The 24171-nt window shown below is 37.9% G+C and carries 23 protein-coding genes and 1 riboswitch; of the genes, 3 read left to right on the forward strand and 20 right to left on the reverse strand.

The annotated features are described in order from the left end of the window. Positions 1 to 822, forward strand: coding sequence for an MBL fold metallo-hydrolase (locus AAFN87_RS07415; RefSeq protein WP_347790404.1), 822 nt, complete (start codon positions 1 to 3; stop codon positions 820 to 822). A gap of 138 nt (positions 823 to 960) precedes the next feature. Continuing rightward, positions 961 to 2649 (forward strand): FAD-binding protein, encoded by a 1689-nt coding sequence (locus AAFN87_RS07420; protein ID WP_347790405.1) that lies wholly within the window; start codon positions 961 to 963, stop codon positions 2647 to 2649. Positions 2650 to 3115: 466 nt separating this feature from the next. On the opposite strand, the gene AAFN87_RS07425 is transcribed toward AAFN87_RS07420, so the two are convergent. From AAFN87_RS07425 to AAFN87_RS07480, 12 genes are all read right to left on the reverse strand, one after another. Then, entirely contained in the window at positions 3116 to 3694 is a 579-nt protein-coding gene (locus tag AAFN87_RS07425) for an ECF transporter S component (protein WP_347790406.1), read from the reverse strand. Between the two features lie 240 nt (positions 3695 to 3934). Then, positions 3935 to 4112: riboswitch (FMN riboswitch) on the reverse strand. A gap of 78 nt (positions 4113 to 4190) precedes the next feature. Beyond that, positions 4191 to 5405 (reverse strand): hypothetical protein, encoded by a 1215-nt coding sequence (locus AAFN87_RS07430; RefSeq protein ID WP_347790407.1) that lies wholly within the window; start codon positions 5403 to 5405, stop codon positions 4191 to 4193. Further along, entirely contained in the window at positions 5405 to 5932 is a 528-nt protein-coding gene (gene sigX, locus AAFN87_RS07435) for an RNA polymerase sigma factor SigX (RefSeq protein WP_347790408.1), read from the reverse strand. Before sigX ends, AAFN87_RS07430 begins: the two co-directional genes overlap by 1 nt. A gap of 130 nt (positions 5933 to 6062) precedes the next feature. Then, on the reverse strand, positions 6063 to 7835 hold the full coding sequence (locus AAFN87_RS07440) for an ATP-binding protein (RefSeq protein WP_347790409.1): 1773 nt from the start codon (positions 7833 to 7835) through the stop codon (positions 6063 to 6065). After that, a complete protein-coding gene (locus AAFN87_RS07445) occupies positions 7828 to 8544 on the reverse strand; it encodes a response regulator transcription factor (RefSeq protein WP_347790410.1) in 717 nt (238 codons plus the stop codon). The genes AAFN87_RS07440 and AAFN87_RS07445 overlap by 8 nt, the downstream gene beginning before the upstream one ends. A 134-nt stretch (positions 8545 to 8678) precedes the next feature. Beyond that, positions 8679 to 9914 (reverse strand): c-type cytochrome biogenesis protein CcsB, encoded by a 1236-nt coding sequence (gene ccsB, locus AAFN87_RS07450; RefSeq protein ID WP_347790411.1) that lies wholly within the window; start codon positions 9912 to 9914, stop codon positions 8679 to 8681. Continuing rightward, positions 9911 to 11566: a cytochrome c biogenesis protein ResB gene (gene resB / locus AAFN87_RS07455; RefSeq protein ID WP_347790835.1), complete on the reverse strand. Its 1656-nt coding sequence runs from the start codon at positions 11564 to 11566 to the stop codon at positions 9911 to 9913. The genes ccsB and resB overlap by 4 nt, the downstream gene beginning before the upstream one ends. A 12-nt stretch (positions 11567 to 11578) precedes the next feature. Continuing rightward, complete coding sequence (resA, locus tag AAFN87_RS07460) at positions 11579 to 12112, reverse strand: thiol-disulfide oxidoreductase ResA (RefSeq protein ID WP_347790412.1); 534 nt, start codon at positions 12110 to 12112, stop codon at positions 11579 to 11581. Between the two features lie 114 nt (positions 12113 to 12226). Continuing rightward, positions 12227 to 12961, reverse strand: a complete 735-nt coding sequence (locus AAFN87_RS07465; RefSeq protein WP_347790413.1) for a pseudouridine synthase — start codon at positions 12959 to 12961, stop codon at positions 12227 to 12229. Between the two features lie 209 nt (positions 12962 to 13170). Further along, the gene (locus AAFN87_RS07470) at positions 13171 to 14136 is read right to left on the reverse strand and encodes a D-alanyl-D-alanine carboxypeptidase family protein (RefSeq protein WP_347790414.1); all 966 of its coding nucleotides are present in this window, start codon (positions 14134 to 14136) and stop codon (positions 13171 to 13173) included. Positions 14137 to 14148: 12 nt separating this feature from the next. After that, positions 14149 to 14733 carry an SMC-Scp complex subunit ScpB gene (gene scpB, locus AAFN87_RS07475; protein ID WP_347790415.1) on the reverse strand — a complete coding sequence of 195 codons (585 nt, stop codon included), beginning with the start codon at positions 14731 to 14733 and terminating at the stop codon, positions 14149 to 14151. After that, positions 14708 to 15484 (reverse strand): segregation/condensation protein A, encoded by a 777-nt coding sequence (locus AAFN87_RS07480; protein ID WP_347790416.1) that lies wholly within the window; start codon positions 15482 to 15484, stop codon positions 14708 to 14710. The genes scpB and AAFN87_RS07480 overlap by 26 nt, the downstream gene beginning before the upstream one ends. A 92-nt stretch (positions 15485 to 15576) precedes the next feature. Here AAFN87_RS07480 and AAFN87_RS07485 point away from each other — a divergent pair, with 92 nt between their 5' ends. Then, positions 15577 to 16080, forward strand: a complete 504-nt coding sequence (locus AAFN87_RS07485) for a DUF309 domain-containing protein (protein ID WP_347790417.1) — start codon at positions 15577 to 15579, stop codon at positions 16078 to 16080. Positions 16081 to 16204: 124 nt separating this feature from the next. On the opposite strand, the gene AAFN87_RS07490 is transcribed toward AAFN87_RS07485, so the two are convergent. The 8 genes from AAFN87_RS07490 to deoB form a co-directional block, all read right to left on the reverse strand. Beyond that, positions 16205 to 16570: a GNAT family N-acetyltransferase gene (locus AAFN87_RS07490; protein WP_347790418.1), complete on the reverse strand. Its 366-nt coding sequence runs from the start codon at positions 16568 to 16570 to the stop codon at positions 16205 to 16207. Positions 16571 to 16755: 185 nt separating this feature from the next. Next, positions 16756 to 18078 (reverse strand): diaminopimelate decarboxylase, encoded by a 1323-nt coding sequence (lysA, locus tag AAFN87_RS07495; RefSeq protein ID WP_347790419.1) that lies wholly within the window; start codon positions 18076 to 18078, stop codon positions 16756 to 16758. Positions 18079 to 18182: 104 nt separating this feature from the next. Continuing rightward, a complete protein-coding gene (locus AAFN87_RS07500; protein ID WP_347790420.1) occupies positions 18183 to 19625 on the reverse strand; it encodes a spore germination protein in 1443 nt (480 codons plus the stop codon). After that, positions 19622 to 20401 (reverse strand): SigF/SigG family RNA polymerase sporulation sigma factor, encoded by a 780-nt coding sequence (locus AAFN87_RS07505; protein ID WP_347790421.1) that lies wholly within the window; start codon positions 20399 to 20401, stop codon positions 19622 to 19624. Before AAFN87_RS07505 ends, AAFN87_RS07500 begins: the two co-directional genes overlap by 4 nt. Before the next feature lie 7 nt (positions 20402 to 20408). After that, positions 20409 to 20849 carry an anti-sigma F factor gene (gene spoIIAB / locus AAFN87_RS07510; RefSeq protein ID WP_347790422.1) on the reverse strand — a complete coding sequence of 147 codons (441 nt, stop codon included), beginning with the start codon at positions 20847 to 20849 and terminating at the stop codon, positions 20409 to 20411. Beyond that, positions 20842 to 21195, reverse strand: a complete 354-nt coding sequence (locus AAFN87_RS07515; protein WP_347790423.1) for an STAS domain-containing protein — start codon at positions 21193 to 21195, stop codon at positions 20842 to 20844. Before AAFN87_RS07515 ends, spoIIAB begins: the two co-directional genes overlap by 8 nt. A gap of 438 nt (positions 21196 to 21633) precedes the next feature. Further along, complete coding sequence (locus tag AAFN87_RS07520; protein ID WP_347790424.1) at positions 21634 to 22938, reverse strand: pyrimidine-nucleoside phosphorylase; 1305 nt, start codon at positions 22936 to 22938, stop codon at positions 21634 to 21636. 13 nt (positions 22939 to 22951) lie between these two features. Then, on the reverse strand, positions 22952 to 24130 hold the full coding sequence (gene deoB, locus AAFN87_RS07525) for a phosphopentomutase (RefSeq protein WP_347790425.1): 1179 nt from the start codon (positions 24128 to 24130) through the stop codon (positions 22952 to 22954). Positions 24131 to 24171: the final 41 nt, after the last annotated feature.

Raw genomic sequence — 24171 nt, forward strand, 5'->3', positions numbered from 1 at the left:
ATGATTCAATATCAAACCGAACGAGTGACTGTTTTCGAAAGCCAGTTATTTAAAACAACATCTACTGTCGTTGAAACAGCTGATTGTATACTAGTTGTCGATCCAACGTGGTTACCTGCTGAAATTAAAGAAATACAAAACTTTGTAGAACAACGGAGACATAATCGCCCCTTATATTTACTGTTTACTCATTCTGATTATGATCATATTTTAGGCTATGGTGCTTTTCCTGATGCCAAGGTCATCGCTAGTCGCGCGTTTACAGAACACCCTGACCCTGAATCGGTACTGAGCCAAATTCGAACATTCGATGATTTCTATTATGTAGATCGCTCGTACGACCTAGTGTATCCAAATGTAGATATCATTGCCGAAGATACACAATCATTGCAAATTGGTGAAACTAAGCTATCATTTTATACAGCCCCTGGTCATACGAAAGACGGGATATTTACAATTGTAGAACCGGTTGGCATTTTCATTGCGGGGGATTATTTATCAGATATTGAGTTCCCTTATATTTATGATAGCAGCACTACTTACTTGCAAACATTGCATAAAGCGAAGGAAATCCTAAAGAAACATAAAATTTCTCTTCTAGTTGCTGGACATGGACATGTCACGACTGAACAAGTAGCTATGACGGCGCGTATTTCAGAAGCAGAACGCTATATTTTAAACTTGCGCCAAGCGATAATTGAACAGCAGTCAACAGAAGCAAACTCATTTATAGGTCATTATCGCTATTTGCAAAGTATGAAAGATTATCACGAAGCAAATGTTACATGTCTTAAAAATGAACTTGGAATTACATCTAAATAGACGAAAGAGGATTGCACAATTTGATGTTGCAATCCTCTTTCCTATTTCCAGGAAAATATCTACTTTATATTTCTATTAACCTGCTTCACAAACATAATATATTATATAAACAAAATTCCGATAATTGAGGGTGATGACATGAAGTGGGAAAAGGAATATGACATTCTAGTAGTAGGTTCAGGTGCAACTGGCTTTGCAGGAGGCTTAACAGGACAATTAAAAGGATTATCTACTCTAATAATAGAAAAGGAAGATCGATTTGGTGGTGCATCTGCGTTATCAGGTGGCGGGGTATGGATACCAAACAATCTTTATTTAGAAGAAGCGGGCGTACAAGATAGTTATGAACAAGCGAAAATGTACATGGATGCAACTATCGGCGACCGCGTACCAGACCAATTAAAAGTATCTTACTTAAAAAAAGGCCCGGAAATGCTACGATACTTTCACGAACAAACACATTATATGCGCTTCAAATATGCAAAAGGATATTCCGATTATTATGCCCATTTTCCTGGTGGCGCACCAAATGGACGCTCGATTGAACCAGAAATAGTCGATTTAAACTTATTAAAAGAATTGCAACCTCTTTTAAAAGAGCCTACTTTATCGACAAAAGGATTTACGATGACCGGTCAAGAATTCCATAAGGTAAACATGATAATGCGCACAACGGTCGGGAAAATGACTTCATTAAAACTGGGGATGAGGTTAATCAAATCAAAGCTAACAGGTGCACAATATGCTTCACTTGGTCTTGCGTTAATCGCACGTCTTGCCCTTGCCTATCGCGATGCTGGAGGAGAAATTTGGTTAAATGCAGCCTTTAAAGATTATATAGTAGAAGACAATCGTGTTGTTGGCTTATTAATAGAAAAAGACGGTCAAGAGATGCAACTAAAAGCAAAGCATGGCGTTATTTTAGCTTCTGGTGGCTTCTCACAAAATCAAGGAAAACGAGAGCAATATTTACCGAAGCCAACAAACGCAGCGTGGTCCTCCTCCCCTCCTGGACAAACTGGTGACATTATAGAACCGAGTAAAAAACTTGGAGCAAAATTAGATTTAATGGAGCGCGTTTGGGGGGCACCATCCGTTTTAGACCATAATGGAAAACCGTACTTTTTAGTTGCGGACCGCGCAATACCGAGTATGATTATAGTCGATCAAAACGGCAATCGTTATTTGAATGAAGCGATTCCTTACCATGAATTTATTGATAAAATGCACGTGCATAACGAAAAAACAAACAACAAAGCGATACATTCTTGGTTAATTGTTGATAAGCAAACAAAAAACCGCTATTTGTTTATGGGTCTTTTTCCCAAACAAGATTTTCCTAAAGCTTGGTATAGTGAAGGGATTGTAAAAGTTGGCCAATCTATCGACCAATTAGCAAGCGAAACAGGTATTCCAGAAGAGAATTTAAAAGCAACACTCAATCTTTTTAATACATTCGCTGAAAATGGCAAGGATGAAGATTTCGGCCGTGGCGATCATCCGTATGATCGTTATTACGGAGATCCTACATTGAAAAATCCAAACTTAGATAAAATTGAAAACCCACCTTATTACGCGTTGAAAGTATTCCCAGGTGATATCGGCACAAAAGGTGGTGTAATTATTGACGAACACGCGAGAGTCTTGAAAGAAGATGGTTCACCAATCGAAGGTTTGTATGCAGCTGGTAACTGTTCTGCCTCGATTATGGGGGAATCCTACCCAGGGCCAGGTGCTACATTGGGACCGGGTATGACATTTGCTTACCTTGCTGCTTTGCATTGTTTAAAGCATAGGGACGAAACTACAGAAAGTTATTTATTATGAAATCCCTGAACAAATAGTTACTATCCCCCCTTACAAAAGTAACAATTCGCCCGTGGGAGGTTAATTTTGGCCCATGGGAACCCAATTTTCGCCCATGGCAGCCCGCTTTTCGCCCGTGGGATCATGTTCAACGTTTATTGCGACGATAGTTTTAGCGTCCGCAGTCGCACAAGCGGAAAATCCATTTTTGTGCCTGCGGATAGCGGCCACCGTAATGGAAATAAATGACATCAGAGAAAAAGCGAGTACAAGAACAATTTTCGTTCTTGTACTCGCTAATGTAGGGAAAAACGGACTTTTTTCAATGCTCGATAAACATGAGAGAAAATAAACATCCTTCACAGTGAAACTAATCATTCCCCATCAACATTTGACGAGGAACCCAAGAAAAAAGACTGTAAACAAACCCCAATTTTTGAGTTTGTCTACAGTCTCAACCCGTACTAAAATAAATACGGGCCGTATTTTATGATAAATATTGCGCACGTTGGTTGTCTATCCAAACTTTCATCGTACGGAATAGCAACACTGCAATAACCATTAGCATAATGCCTTTAACGATGTTAAATGGTAAAATACCGAGCACAATTGTTTCGTACATATCAAAAGAACCCCAGCCAAGGAAGTATGTGTACATCGGTAGGAATGCATAATAATTTAATACACTCATACCTACTGACATCGTTACTGTACCAATAACTAAACCTACGATTAAGCCTGTTACAGAGCTGAATTTTTTATAAATGTAATGTACTGGTAACACAAATAAAATACCTGTCATAAAGTTCGCCATATGACCTACTGGAACACCTGTTGGCGCACCTGAAAAAATCCAATCTAAAATGTTTTTAATTAACTCTACTAAAATACCAGCAATTGGTCCCATTGTGATAGCTGCGATTAATGCAGGCACATCACTAAAGTCAATTTGTAGAAACACTGGGAACCATGGTAGTGGAAAGTTTAGTAGCATTAAAACAAATGAAATACTACTTAACATGGCGATTGTTACGAATGACCGTAACTTCAAATTTTGCTTGCGCATAAAAATCTCTCCTCATTGCTGATTCTATCTCGCAAGAAGAAAGGACAGTCCGTGCATTCACGAAAAAACCCTTATACAAAATTTGTATAAGGGAGAAATAGGCACACTTAAATAAGGTCTAATTCATGTATTTTTCCAAACCTTTAAAAAGCCTATGCGAAATCAAAGTTATCTACAAATAAGAATAAACTTTGCACGCATACGGAAAAATACGGCATTTTCGAAAAATGACGACCGTACCTTCATCTTCTCCCATCCAGACTATACTGTCGGCTTTGGAATTGCACCAAATCCTGCACACTTAAAAAGCGGCTCGCGGGCTCGAGAAATACTGCTGCAATATCCTCCAAGTAAATGGTCAGAGATTGCGATTTCTATTACCGCCGGTCGGGAATTACACCCTGCCCCGAAGATGAATCAATATTAAATTAGTTGTTACAATATCTATTATAAAATAAAACCATAAAAAGTAAACCCTTTTGCTCGGAATTATTATCTAATGATTCCGAATGATTTCTATTGGTACTTCATTTGCAGCAATAGGCATTGGCAATGGTTTATTAAAATTAAAACCTTGCCACTCTGTTTGCACGATGTTTTCAAAGACCACTTGCTTGTTAAAATTTGCTGCAGTTAGCAAAATAGCTTCAATCATATGCAGAACACGTTCAGTATCATATGACGCTAAATCCAGTGGTTCGGTAAAGGTAACATGTACTGTCTCGTTTTCCTCTACTTCATAATTAATGCCATCTATAATGGCAGATTGGAAAACATCATTAAGATGGTCAGGCATCGCTTCAATTGCCGTTTTAGCATCTACAAAGGAACTCCGTATTTGCGGAACTAAGTAATTAATTCCACGCTGGTTAAATAAATAGTAATTAAATTTTAACCGTTCTTCAACTTTAACTAGTTTACTTGGCTCACCTGCTTCGCTAAATGTAACAGGATTACCATCTTGTTGCTCGTATTTAATTTTTTCATAATTTTTAAATGTATCTATTAGGGAACCTGTATATTGTGCCATTGTGCCTGAAGCAACATCGTAACCATGCCCTTCCGGTAAAATATGAACAACTGTATTTCCACGTTCAATAATTTCTCCCTTATACGGGTGATAATCATTAAATGCAAAGCCTTCCTCATCGAGTAGCGGCGCATAATAATTGTACATTTCTACTTGTGTAGGGTTTTCCTTCCCGAAATCTTCAAGTATTTTTTCATTAGGGATTAATATCGCTGCTGGAATACTTTCTGTGTCGTCACCTAATAAACCAATCGTAAATAAGGTATTGTCTACTAATTCATTTGCGTAAATAGCTGATGTACTAGGCATTACATTAGCTCGCATCGTCATTGCATTATCAGCAGCATTGTTTTCATGTGAAGCATCATTTTCAACATCTCTAGCCCTGTTTCCAACTGAAGATTCCTCAGTAGAATAGGAAGCCATATCAGCTGACTGCTCTTCAACTTCGTTATTCGAGTTTAACAACGGAATGCCAATTGCACAAGCTAAGATCGCAGCTGTAATGCCACCAATATAAATACTTGATTTTTTCCGTGATTTTTTTAAAGGTTCCTCATCAAAAACTCCATCTGCTTGTAGTCGAGCGAAGACATCTTCCTTTGAACGATTGTCATGAATTTTTGGTGCCTGTTTTAGTAAACTCTCAATATCTTGTTCATTCCATTTATTATCATTCATTATGAATTAGCCTCCTTTCCGACTTGTTGTAATATCGATCGCAATGATTTTATTGCACGATGCTGTGTTGTTTTCACTTTACCTTCTGTCCAACCTAATATTTCAGCGGTCTCCAATATAGATAGCTCTTGGAAATACCGCATAACAATGACCATTTTTTGATCACCGGTACAATGTTCAAGTGCTTCTAGTAGCTCGTGCATCTCTTCGCTCATTTCCAAAAATTGCTCTGGTGTAGGCATAGTCGAAACAAGCTGTTCTCTTTCCCAATCAAACGTATCGAATGCATGGCGTTCACGCACAATGTTCTTTCGAAAATAATCAATAGCAACATTTTTTGCAATTGAGAAAAGCCACGTTTTTTCAGAACTATTTCCTTGAAATCGATCATACGACCTCAACACTCGTACATAAACTTCATGGGAAAGATCCTCAGCAACAGACCGATTTTTCACTAAGTATATTAGGAACTGAAACACATCTTGGTGATAATCATCATATAATCGATGGAAAATGGATTCTTTCATCCATTCCACCTCCGTCCTCATCTTATTAGTCGTTAATATATTAAAAAAGTTTCAAATAAATAAGAGTGCCTCAAAAGTATTTGAGACACCCTTATTTTATTACAAATTTTACAAATGAGAAAGTCTGCTTTTATAACGGTAAATAAAATGTAAAGGCTGTTCCTTCCTTCTCAACGCTCTTTACAGAAATGTTTCCATTATGAGCTTCGACAATATTTCTAGCAATCGCTAAACCTAAGCCTGTACCACCTTTTGAGCGTGTACGTGCTTTATCCGCTTTGTAGAAACGCTCAAATACATATGGTAAATCATCTTTCGGGATCCCAACTCCCGTATCCCGTACTTGGATTTTTGCATACGATAATTCATATTCTACAAATACTGTGACGGAACCATCAACAGGTGTGTGACGAATCGCATTATCGATTAAATTTGTTAACACTTGCTCGATACGGTCAACATCCATACTAATCGTCACATCTTCCGGTATATTAGGTGCAAATATTAAATCTACTTGCTTTTCCTTTGCTACTTGGGCAAACTTTTGCGTCATACGCTCTAACACCGGAACGAGTGGTATTGTCTCTTTAAATAAACTCATATGGCCAGATTCCATACGGGCAAGATCAAGTAAGTCTGTCACAAGACGGCCCATACGCTGAGACTCATCATAAATAATTTTAAACATTTCATTGCGTTCTTCTTCACTTGAAACAACATCATCAATAATTGCTTCTGAGTATCCTTGAAGCATGGCAATAGGTGTTCTTAATTCGTGTGATACGTTTGCTATAAAATCGGAACGAAGCTTTTCTAAACGGTTTTGCTCTGTTTGATCTCGAATTACAGCTACCGCTCCTCTTACTGAATCCGCGCTATACAACGGGCTTATCGTAAAGCTATAATATGACCCGTCCATTTCTAGCTCTTCCTCAATTTTATCTTCAAAATCAAGAACATGATCGAGCATATGATATATTTCGGCTGGCAGAGGTGTTGCACTTTGCGAACCCTTCGTTATAAACCACTTTTGCAGGAGACGGTCTGCTGGTGGGTTACTCACTAAAATTGTACGATCTCGATTAAAAGTAATAACAGCATCTGTCATTGACGTTAAAATACTCGATAGCTGCTCTTTTTCTTGATTTATGACTTCTAAATGATGTTTTAGCTGGCGACCCATTTGGTTAAACGCTACAGCTAATTGACCAATTTCGTCATTTTGCGTTATCGGTACTTGTGAATCAAAGCGCCCTTTCGCAATTTCAAAAGCATGTTCACGCATTTTACGAAGCGGATACGTAATACGGCTCGATAAGAAAAACGCAAAAAACGTCGTTAGTACGAAAGCAATAAACGCTGAAATAAAGACAATTTTCGTCGTCTCCTCACTCGTTTCATGCATCGCATCTGGATTTTGGTAAATAAATACTGCTCCGTGTAAAGCACTGTTACTCTTTAACGGGAAGGCGAGCACAACATATGATTCCATCTTATTCTCGGCTGTTTGCGAGGGTAACATCATTTCCTTTAAAATTGGTTGATCTGATGCATAAATATTTTCAAATGCCTTATTTTCTAAAATCTTTTGTTTAATGCTTTCCTGATTAATCCCTTCTTGGATCGCATGGACGGTATCATTAGGATTTTCTACAATAAGCGCATTCGTCTCATCATGTAAAATATCTTTTATAATTTCATAAGGGGAATCTCCCGTTGCACGTTCCTCTATTATACTTGCTATTGTTGCAGCTGTTTGACGCAAAGAATCTTCCGCCTGCTCCTTATGATAGTTTTCTAAAAACTCCAGCATAAATACCGTGAAAATAAAAAGTACAAATGAAACGAGAAGCAATATGGTTACCCATAGCTTCCCGACAATACTATTCCATATTCTATTCATTGACTACCTCGAACTTGTAACCTACACCCCATACTGTAACGATCATTTTCGCCGCATTTTCAGAAACGCGGTTCAATTTTTCGCGCAGTCGCTTTACGTGCGTGTCGACAGTTCGTAAGTCACCGAAGAAATCATAATGCCATACTTCTTTAAGTAGTTGTTCACGGTCAAAAACTTTATCTGGTGATTTTGCTAAGAAGTATAATAGTTCATACTCTTTTGGCGTTAAGTTAACTTCAGTTCCATCCGCTGTAACACGGTGTGCATCATGGTCAATTGTTAAATGCGGGAACACGACTAAATCTTTTGAAGCGGAAGGACTTGAAACAGGTGCAAATGCTGCTGACCTTCGCAAAATCGCTTTTAGACGTAACACGACCTCACGTGGGCTAAACGGCTTTACGATGTAATCATCAGCTCCTAATTCGAACCCTTGTACACGATTTGCTTCTTCACCTTTTGCAGTTAGTAAAATAATTGGTGTTGTTTTCTTTTCACGGATTTCCGCGCATACTTGTAAACCATCTTTTTCAGGCATCATAATATCTAACAGAATGCAATGATAGTCATTTTCAAATGCTTTTTCGATTGCTTCATTACCATTTTCTGCTTCATCTACTATATATCCTTCACGTTCTAAATACATTTTTAAGAGACGGCGAATGCGATCTTCATCATCTACTATTAAGACAGAAATATTCTCAGACACTAGTGTATCCCCTTTCTCGCTTTCTACAACTTCTATTGTACAATTTCATACTCAAAATGAAAAGGAAAGGAGTTACCTGAAAATACTTTTTCAGACAACTCCTCTAATTATTCTACAATTTTCTCGTTGCCCTTTTATGCTGCATATGAGTGTAAACCAGCAATAATTAAGTTAACAAATACTAAATTAAACATAATGATAACGAAACCGATTACTGCTAGCCATGCAGATTTCTTACCTTCCCAACCTTTTGAAAGGCGTAAATGTAAAAATGCTGCATAGAATAACCAAGTAACAAGCGCCCATACTTCTTTTGGATCCCAACCCCAGAAGCGACTCCAAGCAATTTGCGCCCAAATCATCGCAAAAATAAGCGCTCCTAATGTGAATACTGGGAAACCAATTAACACTGCTCGGTACCCAATTTCATCCATTAATTGTGAATTCACTTTTTTCACAAGCGGTTGAACCATCGCAGAAATAGAACGACGACCAATTAATCGGATTAATAAATATATTATAGTACCGAATAATACCGAGAATGCAACAGTTGATAATTTTTTCCCATTTATGATAGCTGGCATTTCAACTAATGGTTGAAATGATTGATTTGCTTCTGCTACAGGCTCATAAACTTTCTTTTCAGCATCGACTAGCTCTACCTCTACATAGTTATTCATCCCGAAAAGAGCTGGTGTTTCATACACAATTACACGGCTGACATCTTCTTTATCTGTATATTGGTAAGTTGCCTCGTAGCCCATTAATCCGAATGTAATCGATGAAACTACAAAACCAACAACTAATACTAATGAGAACATAACAGCTTCTAACCAGAAGCGTTCTTTAGATTTTTTCGTTAAATCTACTTGCTTTAATAAATAAATTAATCCTGCAACTGCACTAATCGCTAGAATGGACTCCCCGATTGCCGCACAAATTACGTGAATCGTTAGCCAATGACTTTGTAGTGATGGTACGAGTGGGCTAACTTCTTTCGGGAACATTGCTGCGTAACCGATAATTAATATAGCGATCGGTAATGCTACAATACCTAGTGCTGCAACTCGGTACATAAAGTATATAACGATAAATGAAGCTACAAGAAACATCCCAAATGCTGTTGTGAATTCAAACATATTACTTACAGGTGCGTGTCCCGTGTAAATCCAACGAGAAATAAAGTAACCTAAATTCGCTATGAAACCAATAATTGTTACAGTAATGGCCCACTTACCCCATTGTTCGGCACGAGCTGGAGCTGCACCTGTTTTCGCTGGCTTAATCGCACCGCCAAAGAAAATTGTCGCAATCAAATAGCAGATGAATGCAGCAAATAGTAAGTTTCCGCTTAAATCTAACAAACTCATAAGATGTTGTCACCTTCCTTTTCTACCTCTACTTTTTCTAAATCAGCCTGGTCCGTATATTGTGGTATATGAGCAAATTCAGTTAAGCCATCTAAATCTTTTTTCAAGCTAAACCAGTTTTTATTCGTATGAGCTGCAAGACGAATTGAGCCATCTTCAAGCTGCTCTACCCAAATACGGCGATGATTCCAGTAAGAACCGATTACAACACCAATCATAAAGATAAGACCGCCGATAGCTAATATTGGTATCGTCTTATCTTTACGAACCGTTAGCCCCGACATACTGCGTGTATCTACACCCGCAAACTTCATCATGTGTTCATTTTCTCCTAGCGGTTCCAATGCTTTTTGACCAATCATTACGAAGCTAGTCTCTCCTTCAGGTGTTTCTGGAGTAAACATTTTGAAAACAAATGCTGGGTTATTCGGATTAGGAGATGCGGATTGCGGTTCACCATCTTTAAATCCTGCGAAATCAGATAAATACGTAATTAATTGTACTTTCGTATTGTCATCAATAACATATTCATCTTGTGGATTCGTTAAGTCGATGCTAACCCTTCCTAATGATTTCTCTGTTTCTTTATTTACTAAATCAAAATACATTGTTTTTAGTTGATTTAAACGATAATCCATTTGGTAAATGGCATAACCATCATGTTTTAGTGGATGGTTTACACGGATATCATATGATTTTACTGTTTCTAAATCCGACGTTTGACCAGCTACTGCGCCTTCTTTTTGTTTAAACAGCGTAACATTTGATTGGAAGTTTTTTGCTACAACATTCACACCTTGCTTTAATTGCTCCCCTTGCGGATCATTATCATATGTTTCTAATATGAATTGATCGTTATGCAAGAAATAGCCGTCCATTCCAGTAATAGCTCGTGTTTCACCTTCAGGTAGCCACATCGATTCATCAACATAAAATCCTGGTAATAGACGTAGCATTACAGCGCCTAAAAATACAATTAATCCTACGTGGTTTATGTATGGACCATAACGGGCAAATCGTCCCCGCTCTGCTAAAATCGCATTATCTTCACGACGTACATTGTATTTTAAATCTTTCATTTTTTGTTCAAGTAAATCTAGTGTTTTATCACCATCTTGAGAGGGTTGACCTTCAGCAATAATGCGTTGACGCTTCATAAAGCTTATATGACGTTTAACACGCTGATTTTTTAAAGAACGATGCAGTGGAAAACCGCGATCAATACTAGCTACAATAATTGAAATACCTAGCATACCTACGATAATTTGGAACCACCAAGACGAATATAAATCCGCAAGTCCTAAATTATAATAAAGCGTCCCAAACCATCCATAAACATCGGTGTAATAAGCAGCCTTTTCAGATTCAGATGATACTCTTACCGCAAACTCTTGCGGTAAAATTGTACCTACAGATGCTGCGATCAATGTAATAATAATTAATGTAATCCCGATTTTCACACTGGAGAAGAAATTCCAAATTTTATCGATAATCGATTTATTATGCGTTTTTGAGCGAATCGCTATGCCGTCGTATCGCATGTCGACAATCTTCTTCTCTTGCTCTTCCGTTGTTAACGGACGACCACACTTTTCACAAAGATTTGTTCCAACCGGGTTTTCGTGATTACATGTACAAATGATTTTTTCCATCATGTAAAACTCCTATTCCGGCTTAATCGATTCCATATAAGAAGCGATTTGTCCTTCAGTCATTTCACCGGTAATAATTTTTTGAACTTTTCCTTCTGGACTAATTAAAATCGTTGTTGGTAGCGGGTAAATATTATACGCTGTCATAACGCTTTTCGTTTTATCAATAACAACAGGGAAAGAAACGCCCAAATTTTTAATATACTTTTGTACTTCAAAATCCGATTGGGCAATGTTAATCGCTAACGTTTGTACCCCTTGATTTTTAAATGCAGTATATTGTCTATCCATAGCGGGCATTTCTTTTTTACAAGGCTCACACCAAGTACCCCAGAAGTTTAAAAAAACACCTTGTCCTTTATAATCCGATAATCGATGAGTTTCCCCATTTAAATCGACAAGCTCAAAATCAGGTGCTGTTGCGCCAACTTTTAAAACTTTTACTTTGTCTTTCGTTGCTGTTGCAAATACTGTGTAAGCAATTGCAGCAGCAAGCACTACTAAAATTATTCCGCGAGTAAGTGATCTTTTTTGTTTCTTATCCATATACGCATAATCCTCCTAGAAAACGTATCATTCTGTTTAATTATAACAAAGAACGTTTTCATACTGATTACCACATTTGAATGAATTATGAACGTTTTCACTAAGATGTAAGTGTTAATCCATTTTCCCTGTTTCTGCTAATACACGTAGTAATTTCACTTCATGTTTTGTTAGCTCTCTATATTCACCTGGGTTTAAACCTGTTAAATCAAGGAATGCAAAACGTTCTCGCTTAAGTTTTACGACAGGTGTGCCTATTGCTTCAAACATCCGACGTACTTGGCGGTTTTTCCCTTCATGAATCGTAATTTCACAAATTGCTTTTCCTGCTTGCTCATCAAATGAAGTCATACTTACTTTTGCTGGAGCGGTCTTGCCATCTTCTAATTTAATTCCGCGCTGCAATTTTTTTAAACCTTCAATCGTAGGTATACCTTTTACGCGTGCTACATACGTTTTATCGATTTTAAATTTCGGGTGCGTTAATTGGTACGAGAATTCTCCATCATTCGTTAATAACAATAAGCCTGTCGTATCATAATCTAAACGTCCGACAGGGAATATACGTTGATGAACACGCTTTTTGAAAATATCCGTTACTGTTTTACGACCTTTATCGTCTGTTACAGCAGAAATATAGCCTTTTGGTTTATATAGTAGGAAGTATACTTTATCCTCTTTTTCGAGTTTTACGCCTTCCACTTCGATTGTGTCTGAATTGGATACTTTTGTACCAAGCTCTTTCACAACCTTACCGTTAACTTTTACCTTACCTTCCACAATTAATTGTTCTGCTTTGCGGCGTGATGCTACACCCGCGTATGCTATTACTTTTTGTAATCTTTCCATAAGCTCACCTCATTGATTGATTGATTGATTATTCGAACTAAAGCACTTTAAATGTATACAATTTCTAATTAGCCAAAGCTTGAATCTGTTCAAAATTATGGCATACTTTTTCTCATTATTAAAGAGAAACAACTTAAATCGATCACGTATGTTCAATTAAAGTTACAAATTTGTCACATAAAAAAATAAGACGGCTTAAAAAAGCTGTCTCATTTTCTTTTGACTGGAACAGAAAGCACTGGACGCCCTTCATCATACACGTACCAAGTAGCATTTTTATTGCTCGGATTCGTCGGTAAATAAACTACGTGGCGCAACGTTTCTACCTCATCTTTTGTCGCAAGCAGTTTAATTGGTTCCTGTACAATAATTTTCTCTCCTGAAACATAGTATGTTCCTTTTTTGACAATCGTACGCTCAGCATAATTCGCATATACATCATTTGCGAGTGCATTATGTACTTGCCAATCATTTGATTCATTTAATGTAACAACAATAAATTGTTTTTGATCTCGCTCAAAAAAAGTAGCGAGCGTTCGTCCGGCAACTTTCGTAAATCCAGTTTTGCCTGCAATTGCTCCATTATTTTGCGTTAATAGCTTATGCTTATTTTTCCAACTGTACTTCCCGTTATACACAACTGTTGTAGCAATTTTTTTAAACGTTTTATTTTTCATAGCAATTTGTAGCATTCTCGCTGTATCGTAGGCGCTCGATAAATGCTCCTCATGATGTAAACCCGATGGATTGGTAAACTTCGTATGCGATAATCCTGCAAAAAGCGCCCTTTGATTCATTAAGTGTACAAATCCTTCGACTGAGCCGCCAACATGCTCAGCAAGCGCGTATGCCGCATCGTTACCAGAACGCAGCATAAGCCCATATAATAGCGTTTCAACAGTATATGTTTCACCTGCTTGCAAATAAATAGAAGAGCCCTCAGCTAATGATGCTTTCTCTGATACGGTGACAACATCTTTCAAATCACTATTTTCAATAACAATTAACGCAGTCCACATTTTCGTTAAGCTTGCAATTGGGAGTTCGTCATTTACATTTGTACCTGACAGCAACCTACCTGTTTTTGCATCAATAACCGCATACGCGTGTCCCCCTGCTTGTGCAGGCTGTTGCATTAGCAAAAATAACACTATGACTAGTAGCCATTTTTTCAAACGTACACTCCTTTACTCATTAAATGCTTCTTGGAATTTCGTTAAAAATAAATCCGTTTCTCGCTCCTCTTCAGTGTCATATCCTTCAGGTAGTGGCGGTAAATCTGTTATTTCTTTTAGACCAAAATAATTTAAAAACTCCTTCGTCGTACCGTATAAAATAGCACGCCCTGTCCCTTCTACACGCCCTACCTCTTGAATTAAAGCACGTGACACAAGTGTTTGAATCGGTCTTTCACTTTTTACACCGCGCAGATCTTCCACTTCAATACGTGTAATAGGTTGTTTATACGCAATAATCGCTAGTACTTCAATAGAAGCTGTTGTTAATACTTGGCTTGTTGGATTTTCTACTAGCTTTTTTATCGTATCTGCCATTTCTGGTTTCGTCGTTAATTGATATGTACCAGCAAGTTGTTTTAATGTAATGCTACACGCTTCATTCTCATTATATTGCGTTTCAAGCTCACTTAGTCCTGCTTCTATATCCATTAAATCAACTTCCAAATATTGCGAAAGCTGTCTTGCTGTCATACCTTCGTCACCTACGACAAAAAGCAAAGCCTCAATTTTACTCAATAATTTCTTCGAGTTCATCGCCAATATCCTCCTTTTGTAAAAGTACTGTAAAATCTTCGAAGTTATTTTGTTGTTCTACAAAAATGACTTGGCGCTTCATTAGTTCCAAAAGTGATAAAAATGTTACGATTAATGTCGGCTTATCTTCATAAGGGAATAGCACTGAAAAATTTGCGCGTCCCCCTGTTTTTTTGAGCGAGCTGACAATCGCAGTCATTTGTTCTTTTACTGACATTTCTTGGCGCGCTACACGGGTTTGTAACGGCTTTTTTAATTGCTTTCGGCGAAGTAATTTTTGAAAAGCACCTAACATATCATATACATTCACGTTTGCTTCAAATAGCGCTAGCTGCTCATCTGGCATAAACTCTGATAAATCAGTAGGTGGACGAGTATATACTTGTGCCCGCTCTGCTTCTAATGTTTGTAATTCTGCTGCAGCTTCTCTATATTTTTTATATTCGATTAAGCGCGTTACTAACTCATCACGAGGGTCTGATCCATCAACTTCAAATTCCGTTTCATCCATTTCACCTTCATGGATCGGCAATAACATTCTACTTTTAATAGCTAGTAGCGTAGCAGCCATTACTAAATATTCGCTCGCCTCGTTTAACTCAAGCACTTGCATTGCATGTATATGGTTAATGTACTGCGCTGTCAGTTCCGCCATGGGAATATCATATATATCAATTTCCAGCCGATTTATTAAATGTAATAATAAATCAAGTGGTCCGGAAAAAGCATCTAACTTTACTTCATAGGACATATTACTACCACCTGTCGTTTCTTGTCGAGATTCATGAAAAAATTTATTATAATTTATTTTAACGTTATTAGTATAAAGGAAAGGTGATAACAATGCATCCATCGTTTCATCCGTTGTTTGTTGATTATTGTACATATTTTAACGGCAATCAAGATTATTTTGAATGCCATGAAGTGTTAGAAGAGTACTGGAAAATAGAAGCACCCGGAAATAAAGAGCATGCACTTGTCGGTTTTGTGCAGCTCGCTACAGCAATGTATCATTGGCGACGCGGAAATGAACAGGGGGCATACCGTGTTTTAAACAAGTCTCTAACACTACTAAAGAAAAACGCAAAAAGCCCTTTTTTTGACTATCTCGATATGCAAGCATTATATGAAGATATCGAACTCGCAATACAGAATATCCATTCTGGCCAAACATTTATTTCATTTAAAATTCAAATTACAAACGCTCATTTACTAGAAGTAGTCACTCAAAAAATAAAGGATCTCACGCCACATGACTTAGCCTATTTAATAGATAAACATAAGCTGCGAGATCGTTCTGCCATAATCGCCGAGCGGGAGGCAAATAAAAGAAGCAGACGGCACTAATAACGTCTGCTTCTTTTACTGTTGAAAGGTGCTTTCATGACAGTATTGGCGATTTTCCATTAATAATATGTATCCTAGAAATAAGTGTAGACAAAGCCAAAAATGACTTTGTCTACAATAAATATTACTTTTCGTCTTCTTTTAGTATAGGTATATATTTTTGTAAAAAAGGTTCTGTTTCCTCGTTTGCTTGAAGCGTTTTAAATTGGCCAAGCTCGCGTAATTCTTGAAGCATTTTAAGTGCAATACCTTCACCACGATACGATGGAATTACCGTAATATGTTGAATTGTTGCCACTGCATCTTCTGCTAGTATACCAACAATCCCTACATACTCCTCTCCCTTTTTCCACAAATATAAAATCCAGTCATCTTCTTGCTCATATTGCTGTATCGTTTCCATTAAGCGCTTGACATCTTTCTCTTGCGGCATGAACGATAGTAAACCCATCGCAATTTTTTCCAGAGCTTTTTTATATCTTACTAGCATGTCAACATTCCCTCATTTTCTATCATTGCACATCCTACCATAACGATAAGCAAAAAGGCAATGACATAAATTTACAAGCGTTAGTCAACTAAAAACACAGGAATAATCACGAAAATATATAAAATCGCCCATAAAAAACAGAAAACAGAAAAGCCTGCTAATAACTTCCACTTCGAAATATTCAACTATTTATCATCCTTTTTTAATGTTAACGGGAGATCATTTTGTACGATATTTTCATAGCTTTCACGCTTAATTGCTAGCTGATGTTCACCCGCTTCTACAAATACTACAGCTGGTCGAGGTACGCGGTTATAGTTTGAAGCCATTGAATAACCGTATGCACCTGTACAGAACATCGCTAAAATATCGCCTGGGTTCGCTTTTTGTAGTGGTGCGTCGATAATTAATTTATCGCCTGATTCACAAAGCTTCCCAGCAACAGTGTATGTACTGTCCTTTGCTTCGTTCGCCTTGTTTGCTAGAACCGCTTCGTATTTCGCATCATATAATGCTGGACGAATATTATCACTCATACCACCATCAACTGCAATATATTCACGTACACCCGGTACTGTCTTTTGAGAACCAATAGTGTAAAGAGATGTTCCTGCATCGCCAACAAGTGAACGACCCGGCTCAATCCAGATCTCCGGCATTGCTAATTTTAGCGCAGACGTCTCAGCTTGTACAGTCTTTATCATCTCTTCAACATAAATGTGAGGCTCAAGTGGTTTATCTTCTTCTGTATAACGAATACCAAAACCACCACCTAAATTTAGTACCGAACATTCAAAGTTATGCTGTTCTTTCCATTCTCCGATTTTTTTCATAAGCTTGCCTGCCGCTAAGCTAAAGCCATCCGTTTCAAAAATTTGAGAACCGATATGGCAATGTAAACCTAGTAGCTGTATATATTCGTGACCAATTACCTGTGCAAAAGCACGATCAGCTTGGCCGTTATTTAAATCAAAGCCAAATTTTGAATCCGCTTGACCTGTTGTAATGAAATCATGTGTATGCGCTTCAACACCTGGCGTTACACGTAATAAAATACGCATTGGCTGTTTTTTTGCTTCAGAAATTTCTTTTAACAGTGCAATTTCGTAAAAATTATCAACAACGATACAGCCAATGCCAGTGTCAAACGCTAGCTCTAGCTCTGCAACTGATTTATTATTGCCATGGAAGTGAATGCGTTCAGCTGGAAAACCCGCTTTAATAGCCGTATATAATTCACCACCCGATACAACGTCTAACGATAAATTTTCCTGTGCTGCTAATTGATAGGCAGCTATACACGAAAATGCTTTTGATGCGTAAGCTACTTCTGCTTTTACGCCTAATTTTTTAAACGTATTAATAAATCCACGCGCACGCTTGCGAATTAGCGCTGTATCATATACAAAAAGTGGTGTACCGTAGTGATTCGCAAGTTCTACAGTATCTACTCCACCAATCGCTAAATGCCCTTCTTCAGTAAAGCTCTGTGTCCCATATAAATGCATTCATCTCTCTCCTCTATCAGTCATTCGCAACTAAATTTTCTCAAAAGTCGCAAAATATTATATGTTGAACTTTAACATAGGAGAGAGACGTGTGCAATGTACGTTCAAACACGTTTCCGCTGTTTTGCGCCGACTACAAACGGCCTAGGCGCATCGTCGGACATTGGGAAACGGATAATTACACGTAAGAAGGCTTTTGGAAAGAATGGAACGAGCGGCCACATATATGGCACTTGCATCGGACGCAGTGAACATAAATACGAAAAAACAATAAATAACGAAATAAATAATCCATTTATCCCCAGTATAGCAGTCATAATTAGTATAAAGATACGAAACACCTTAATCGAAACACTTAGCTCATAATTCGGAATTGCAAATGTAAATATAGCTGCAATTGCTGTATACAATACAACTTCACTAGAGAAGAGTCCTACGTCAATTGCAATTTGCCCGATAATTATTCCTGCAATTAATCCCATAGCGGTCGATAGAGGAGTCGGTGTATGAATGGCTGCAATACGCAAATATTCAATACCTAAATCCGCTATAATAATTTGCAAAAATAACGGTACATTTGACGGTTCTGCGACACCTAAAAATGATAAATTTTCCGGAAGCAAATGATTATCTGTAGAAAGAATATACCATAGAGGTAATAGAACAAGACTTAAAATCATTGCCATATAACGTAATAAGCGCATCATTGAGCCTATTAATGGCGCTTGCCTATACTCCTCAGCGTGCTGCAATAAATGAAACATCGTCACCGGCATTAACATAACGGACGGTGACGTGTCGACAACAATAGCTATATGTCCTTCTAATAAGTGAGCCGCTACAATATCGGGTCTTTCTGAATAACGAACGAACGGCAGTGGATGAAATTTTTGTTTAAATAGCCATTCTTCTAACGATTTATCTGCCATCGTTAATCCGTCATGATCAATTTGTTTAAAGCGCTCGCGAACCCATTGTAGATGATCGGTATTCACGATGTCATTTAAATAACAAATGGACACATCAGTTTTTCCTACATTTGATATTTGAAACATTTGAAAACGTAATTCAGTGCTTCGTATACGTCTACGAATTAGTGCAACATTTTGAATAATATTTTCTGCAAAACCATCACGAGAACCGCGAATTACTTTCTCATTGTCAGGTTCCTCTGGATTGCGACCTGGATAATTTCGGAATTCTGATCCATAGCAAAAGCCATTCTCCGTTATAAACCCAATACGGCCACTTAGAACTGCTAATAAAAAATCTTCGATAGATTCCATTTTATCTGTGCCATAAAAGTTAAAATGGGCGAAAAAATAGGCTTCTTCATCTGCAATATCTTCATCCTCTTCAAATTGTAAATTGGAGAGCAGTTCCGTTATAGTATCGCCACTTACTAAACCCGATATATAGACACAAAGTGCTTTCATGTTTTTAATGTATACTCGTTTAATACATACATCAAAAGACTCATCAACACCAAATTTCGCTTTTAAAAATCGTTCTGCTTCATCTAAAGATGTAAAAAGCTTATTTGTCATTTATTCACCGTCTTCTTTGTAGTTGTTACATCCATCCATCGTTTCAGCTGAGCAAGTATTTTTTTCTCAAGACGCGATACTTGTACTTGAGAAATCCCTAAACGTTCGGCGATTTCAGTTTGAGTTAAATCAGCAAAATACCGTAAGTAAATGATTGACTGTTCACGTTTATCAAGCTTCGTCAGCATTTCCTTGAGCGGTATATAATCAAAAGGTAACTGTGACTTTTCATCGCGCATCTGATCCATCAACGTAATCGAATCCCCATCATTTTCAAATAGCTGTTCATGCAAGGAAGCAGGATCCCTCATCGCATCAGCGGCAATTAATATTTCATCCTGTGTGACACCTATTCGCTCAGCCAGCTCAGAAATTGAAGGTGGTTTTTCATGCGTCTTCATATAGTCATCAGTTGCATGTCGGATTTTGAAATTAAGCTCTCGTATAGAACGGCTTACTTTCACCATCCCGTCATCCCGTAAAAATCGCTGTATTTCCCCAATAATCATTGGTACTGCATATGTTGAAAATTTCACTTCATATGATAAATCAAACTTATCAATTGATTTCATTAAGCCGATACAGCCAATTTGAAATAAATCTTCTAGCTCTACACCGCGCGAAGAAAAGCGCTGTACAATCGACCAAACAAGCCGGGTATTTCCTTCTATCATTCGTTTTCTTGCTTCAATATCCCCTTGCTGAGAGTGCTTAATGAGCTCTCTCATCTCAACTTGCGTTAACAACACATCAGTCGGCTGTTCGATTGTCCTCACCTCCCCTTTACATAACTGGTGTGCGAACAGACGATATTTTTTTCGTAAACGTAATACTTGTCCCTTCTCCAATTGCTGAATCTACTGCTAGCTCATCTGCAAAGCTTTCCATTATCGTAAAGCCCATACCAGAGCGTTCTAACGTTGCTTTCGATGTATAAAGCGGCTCCATCGCTTGTTCAACATTAGCAATACCTTGTCCAAAATCTTGTATCGATACTTGAATCGTATCGCCAGAGCGAACTGCATGCATTGTTACGATTCCGCGCTCATCCCCTTCATAGCCATGGATAATGGCATTCGAAACGGCTTCAGAAATAATCGTTTTTATTTCAGATAACTCATCGATTGTTGGGTCTAGTTGAGCTATAAAACTCATTATTGCCATTCTTGCTAAGCTTTCATTCTCGCTTCTCGCGACAAATGATAATGTCATTTCGTTATCCATTAACAATCCCCCTTACATGCAAAATTGCTGTTTGTTCATCTGCTTGCATAACATATGGTGCTAGACCTGAAAATTGAAATATTTTTTGCATCGTCGCAGAAGGATTTAATATTATCGTTTGTCCATCTACCGCACGTAGTTCTCGCATTCTTCCTAATATTAGTCCGACACCTGAACTATCCATAAATTGCAAATGTGCTAAATTCCAAATCACAGTCGTTAATTGGCCTTGTAAAATCGTTTTTGAAATGTGTGCGCGTATTTTTTCGGTTTCATGGTGGTCAAGTTCTCCGTATAACCGGATAATTGCAATTTGACCTGTATACATCGAAATATCATAATTCATTCATTTCGCCTCCTCGTCATTCGCTTATTCTACATGCATTCTATGTTTCCTTTGCGAGTGACAAAACTAGTGAAGTTTCGGTATAAGTAGTGAAAATACGGCAAGATTTCTATAGGCAGTATGGGAGAAAGTTGGTTTTTTTAAACATAAAAAAGCCTATATAATTAGAAAGACTCTAATTTTATAGGCTTTATTTTAATTTGCTATTGAATTGGAAAGCTCTTGACATTCTCTAAACGCAAAATGTCTACACCCTTGACATTTTTCACGATGAATTGCATAAATCGCCTGATCAATTGCCTCCCCTGTAGTAGAGAAGAAATTGTTCTTACCGACTTCCGCTGACAAACCATTCGCATCTAATCAGGGTGTAGGATTCTTCTCACCGATAAAAAAACACCACCTAAAAGAGTTCTCTTTCAGATGGTGTCAATGATGCTATTTTGTAATAATTGCCTCGATTAATTTCGGTGCTACTACTGGATCTTTCGATAAATGGATATGCGTGTATATTTTTTCTATTACTTCATTAATATCTTCACTATTTGCATGAACTGTTACTAAAGATTCCCCAGCTTCGACATAATCGCCTACTTTTCTACGTAGCACTAGACCAACTGCTAAATCGATTTCTGATTCTTTTGTAGCGCGTCCGGCTCCTAAAAGCATCGCTGCTGTACCGATGTCTTCCGCTTCGATTTTCGCCACGTAACCTGCTTCTTTTGCAACAACTTCTGTAATAAATTTCGCTTGTGGTAATTTCGATGGTTCATCAACAATAGAAGCGTCACCGCCTTGCGCTGTGATAAATTTCTTCAAAACTTCAAGAGCTGCACCATTTGCTACAACCTCTTCAAGCATTTCACGCGCTTCTTCAATTGTACTTGCTTTTCCGCCAAGCACGACCATTTGAGAACCTAATGTATAACATAGCTCATTTAAATCAGCTGGTCCTTCACCGTTTAATGTATCAATTGCTTCTTTCACTTCAAGCGCATTACCAATTGCATAGCCAAGTGGTTGACTCATATCTGAAATAATTGCCATAGTATTCCGCCCGACATTATTGCCAATTTGCACCATTGCTTCAGCTAATAGCTTTGCATCTTCTACCGTTTTCATAAATGCGCCGTCGCCCGTTTTTACATCTAAGACAATTGCATCTGCTCCAGCAGCAATTTTTTTCGACATAATAGAGCTCGCGATTAACGGAATGCTTGATACAGTTCCTGTTACATCACGTAATGCATATAATTTTTTATCCGCGGGCGTTAAATTACCACTTTGTCCAATAACCGCCATTTTAATATCATTTACTTGTTTGACAAACTGCTCGTTTGAAAGTTCTACATGGAAACCGTCAATCGATTCAAGTTTGTCAATTGTACCACCTGTATGTCCTAAACCACGACCACTCATTTTTGCTACTGGTACGCCTACAGCAGCAACCATAGCAGCAAGTGGTAATGTTGTCGTATCGCCTACTCCACCCGTAGAATGCTTGTCAACTTTAATTCCTTCAATGTTAGACAGCTCAATTTGGTCACCCGATTCGACCATTGCCATCGTTAAATCAGCTCGTTCACGGTCATTCATGTCTTGAAAATAAATTGCCATACATAAGGCGCTTGCTTGATAATCCGGCACTTCTCCTTGTGTGTAGCCATTTACGAAAAAGCGAATCTCCTCTGTTGACAGTGCTTCGCCATTACGTTTTTTCTCAATAATGTCCACCATTCTCATTAAAGTGTCCTCCTTATTTCAGCTCTCCTAAGAAGCTCGTTCCAAATTCAGGCGCTTTAACGCCAAAATTTTCTGCAATTGTAGCTGCTATATCTGCAAATGTTTCACGCAGTGGTAGCTCAGCACCTGCTTTAAAGCGTGGCGAATAAACAATTAATGGTACGTATTCACGTGTATGGTCTGTTCCAGGGAATGTTGGATCGTTCCCGTGATCAGCTGTAATAATAAGCAAGTCCTCTTCTGTTAATGCATCTAATACTTCTGGCAAACGGCGATCAAATTCCTCTAATGCTTCACCGTACCCGATTGGATCACGACGATGACCAAAATTAGCATCAAAATCAACTAAGTTAAGGAAGCTTATACCGTGGAAATTACGGTGCACAACTTCCACCATTTTATCCATTCCATCTGTATTATTTTTAGTTCGAATTGCATCTGTTACCCCGTCACCATTAAAAATATCAGAAATTTTACCAATCGCAATGACATCTAAGCCAGCATCTTTCATCTCTGCCATTGTCGTACGGCCAAATGGTGTTAATGCATAATCATGACGGTTTGAAGTTCGTATATAGTTGCCTTGAGTACCAATAAAAGGACGTGCAATTACACGACCAACTAGATATTTCGGGTCTAATGTTAATTCACGTGCGATTTCACAAATTTTATATAGTTCTTCTAAAGGTACGATTTCCTCATGTGCAGCAATTTGTAATACAGGGTCTGCCGATGTATAAACGATAATTGCACCTGTTTCCATATGCTCTTTGCCGTAATCTTCAAGCACAGCTGTACCACTATATGGCAAGTTGCATAATACTTTACGTCCTGTTTGTTCTTCTAATTTAGCGATTAATTCAGCTGGAAAACCTTCAGGATATACTTTAAACGGTTTGTCGATGTTTAAGCCCATAATCTCCCAGTGACCTGTCATCGTATCTTTGCCAACAGACGCTTCTTGCATCATACCGTAGAAAGCTGTCGGTTGTTCAGCCTTTTTTATACCTTGTAATTCACGAATATTTGATAAGCCTAATGTAGCCATATTAGGCATTGTTAATCCATTCATTTTTTGTGCGATATGTCCTAATGTATGCGATCCTACGTCACCAAATTTATCAGCGTCAGGTGCTTCACCAATACCAACTGAGTCCATAACGATGACATGTATTTTTTTAAACGGTTTCATATTAAAAACGTCCTCCTCTTTCTTACAAATACTATTTTACC

Source organism: Solibacillus sp. CAU 1738 (assembly GCF_039888725.1).
Lineage (GTDB): Bacteria > Bacillota > Bacilli > Bacillales_A > Planococcaceae > Metasolibacillus.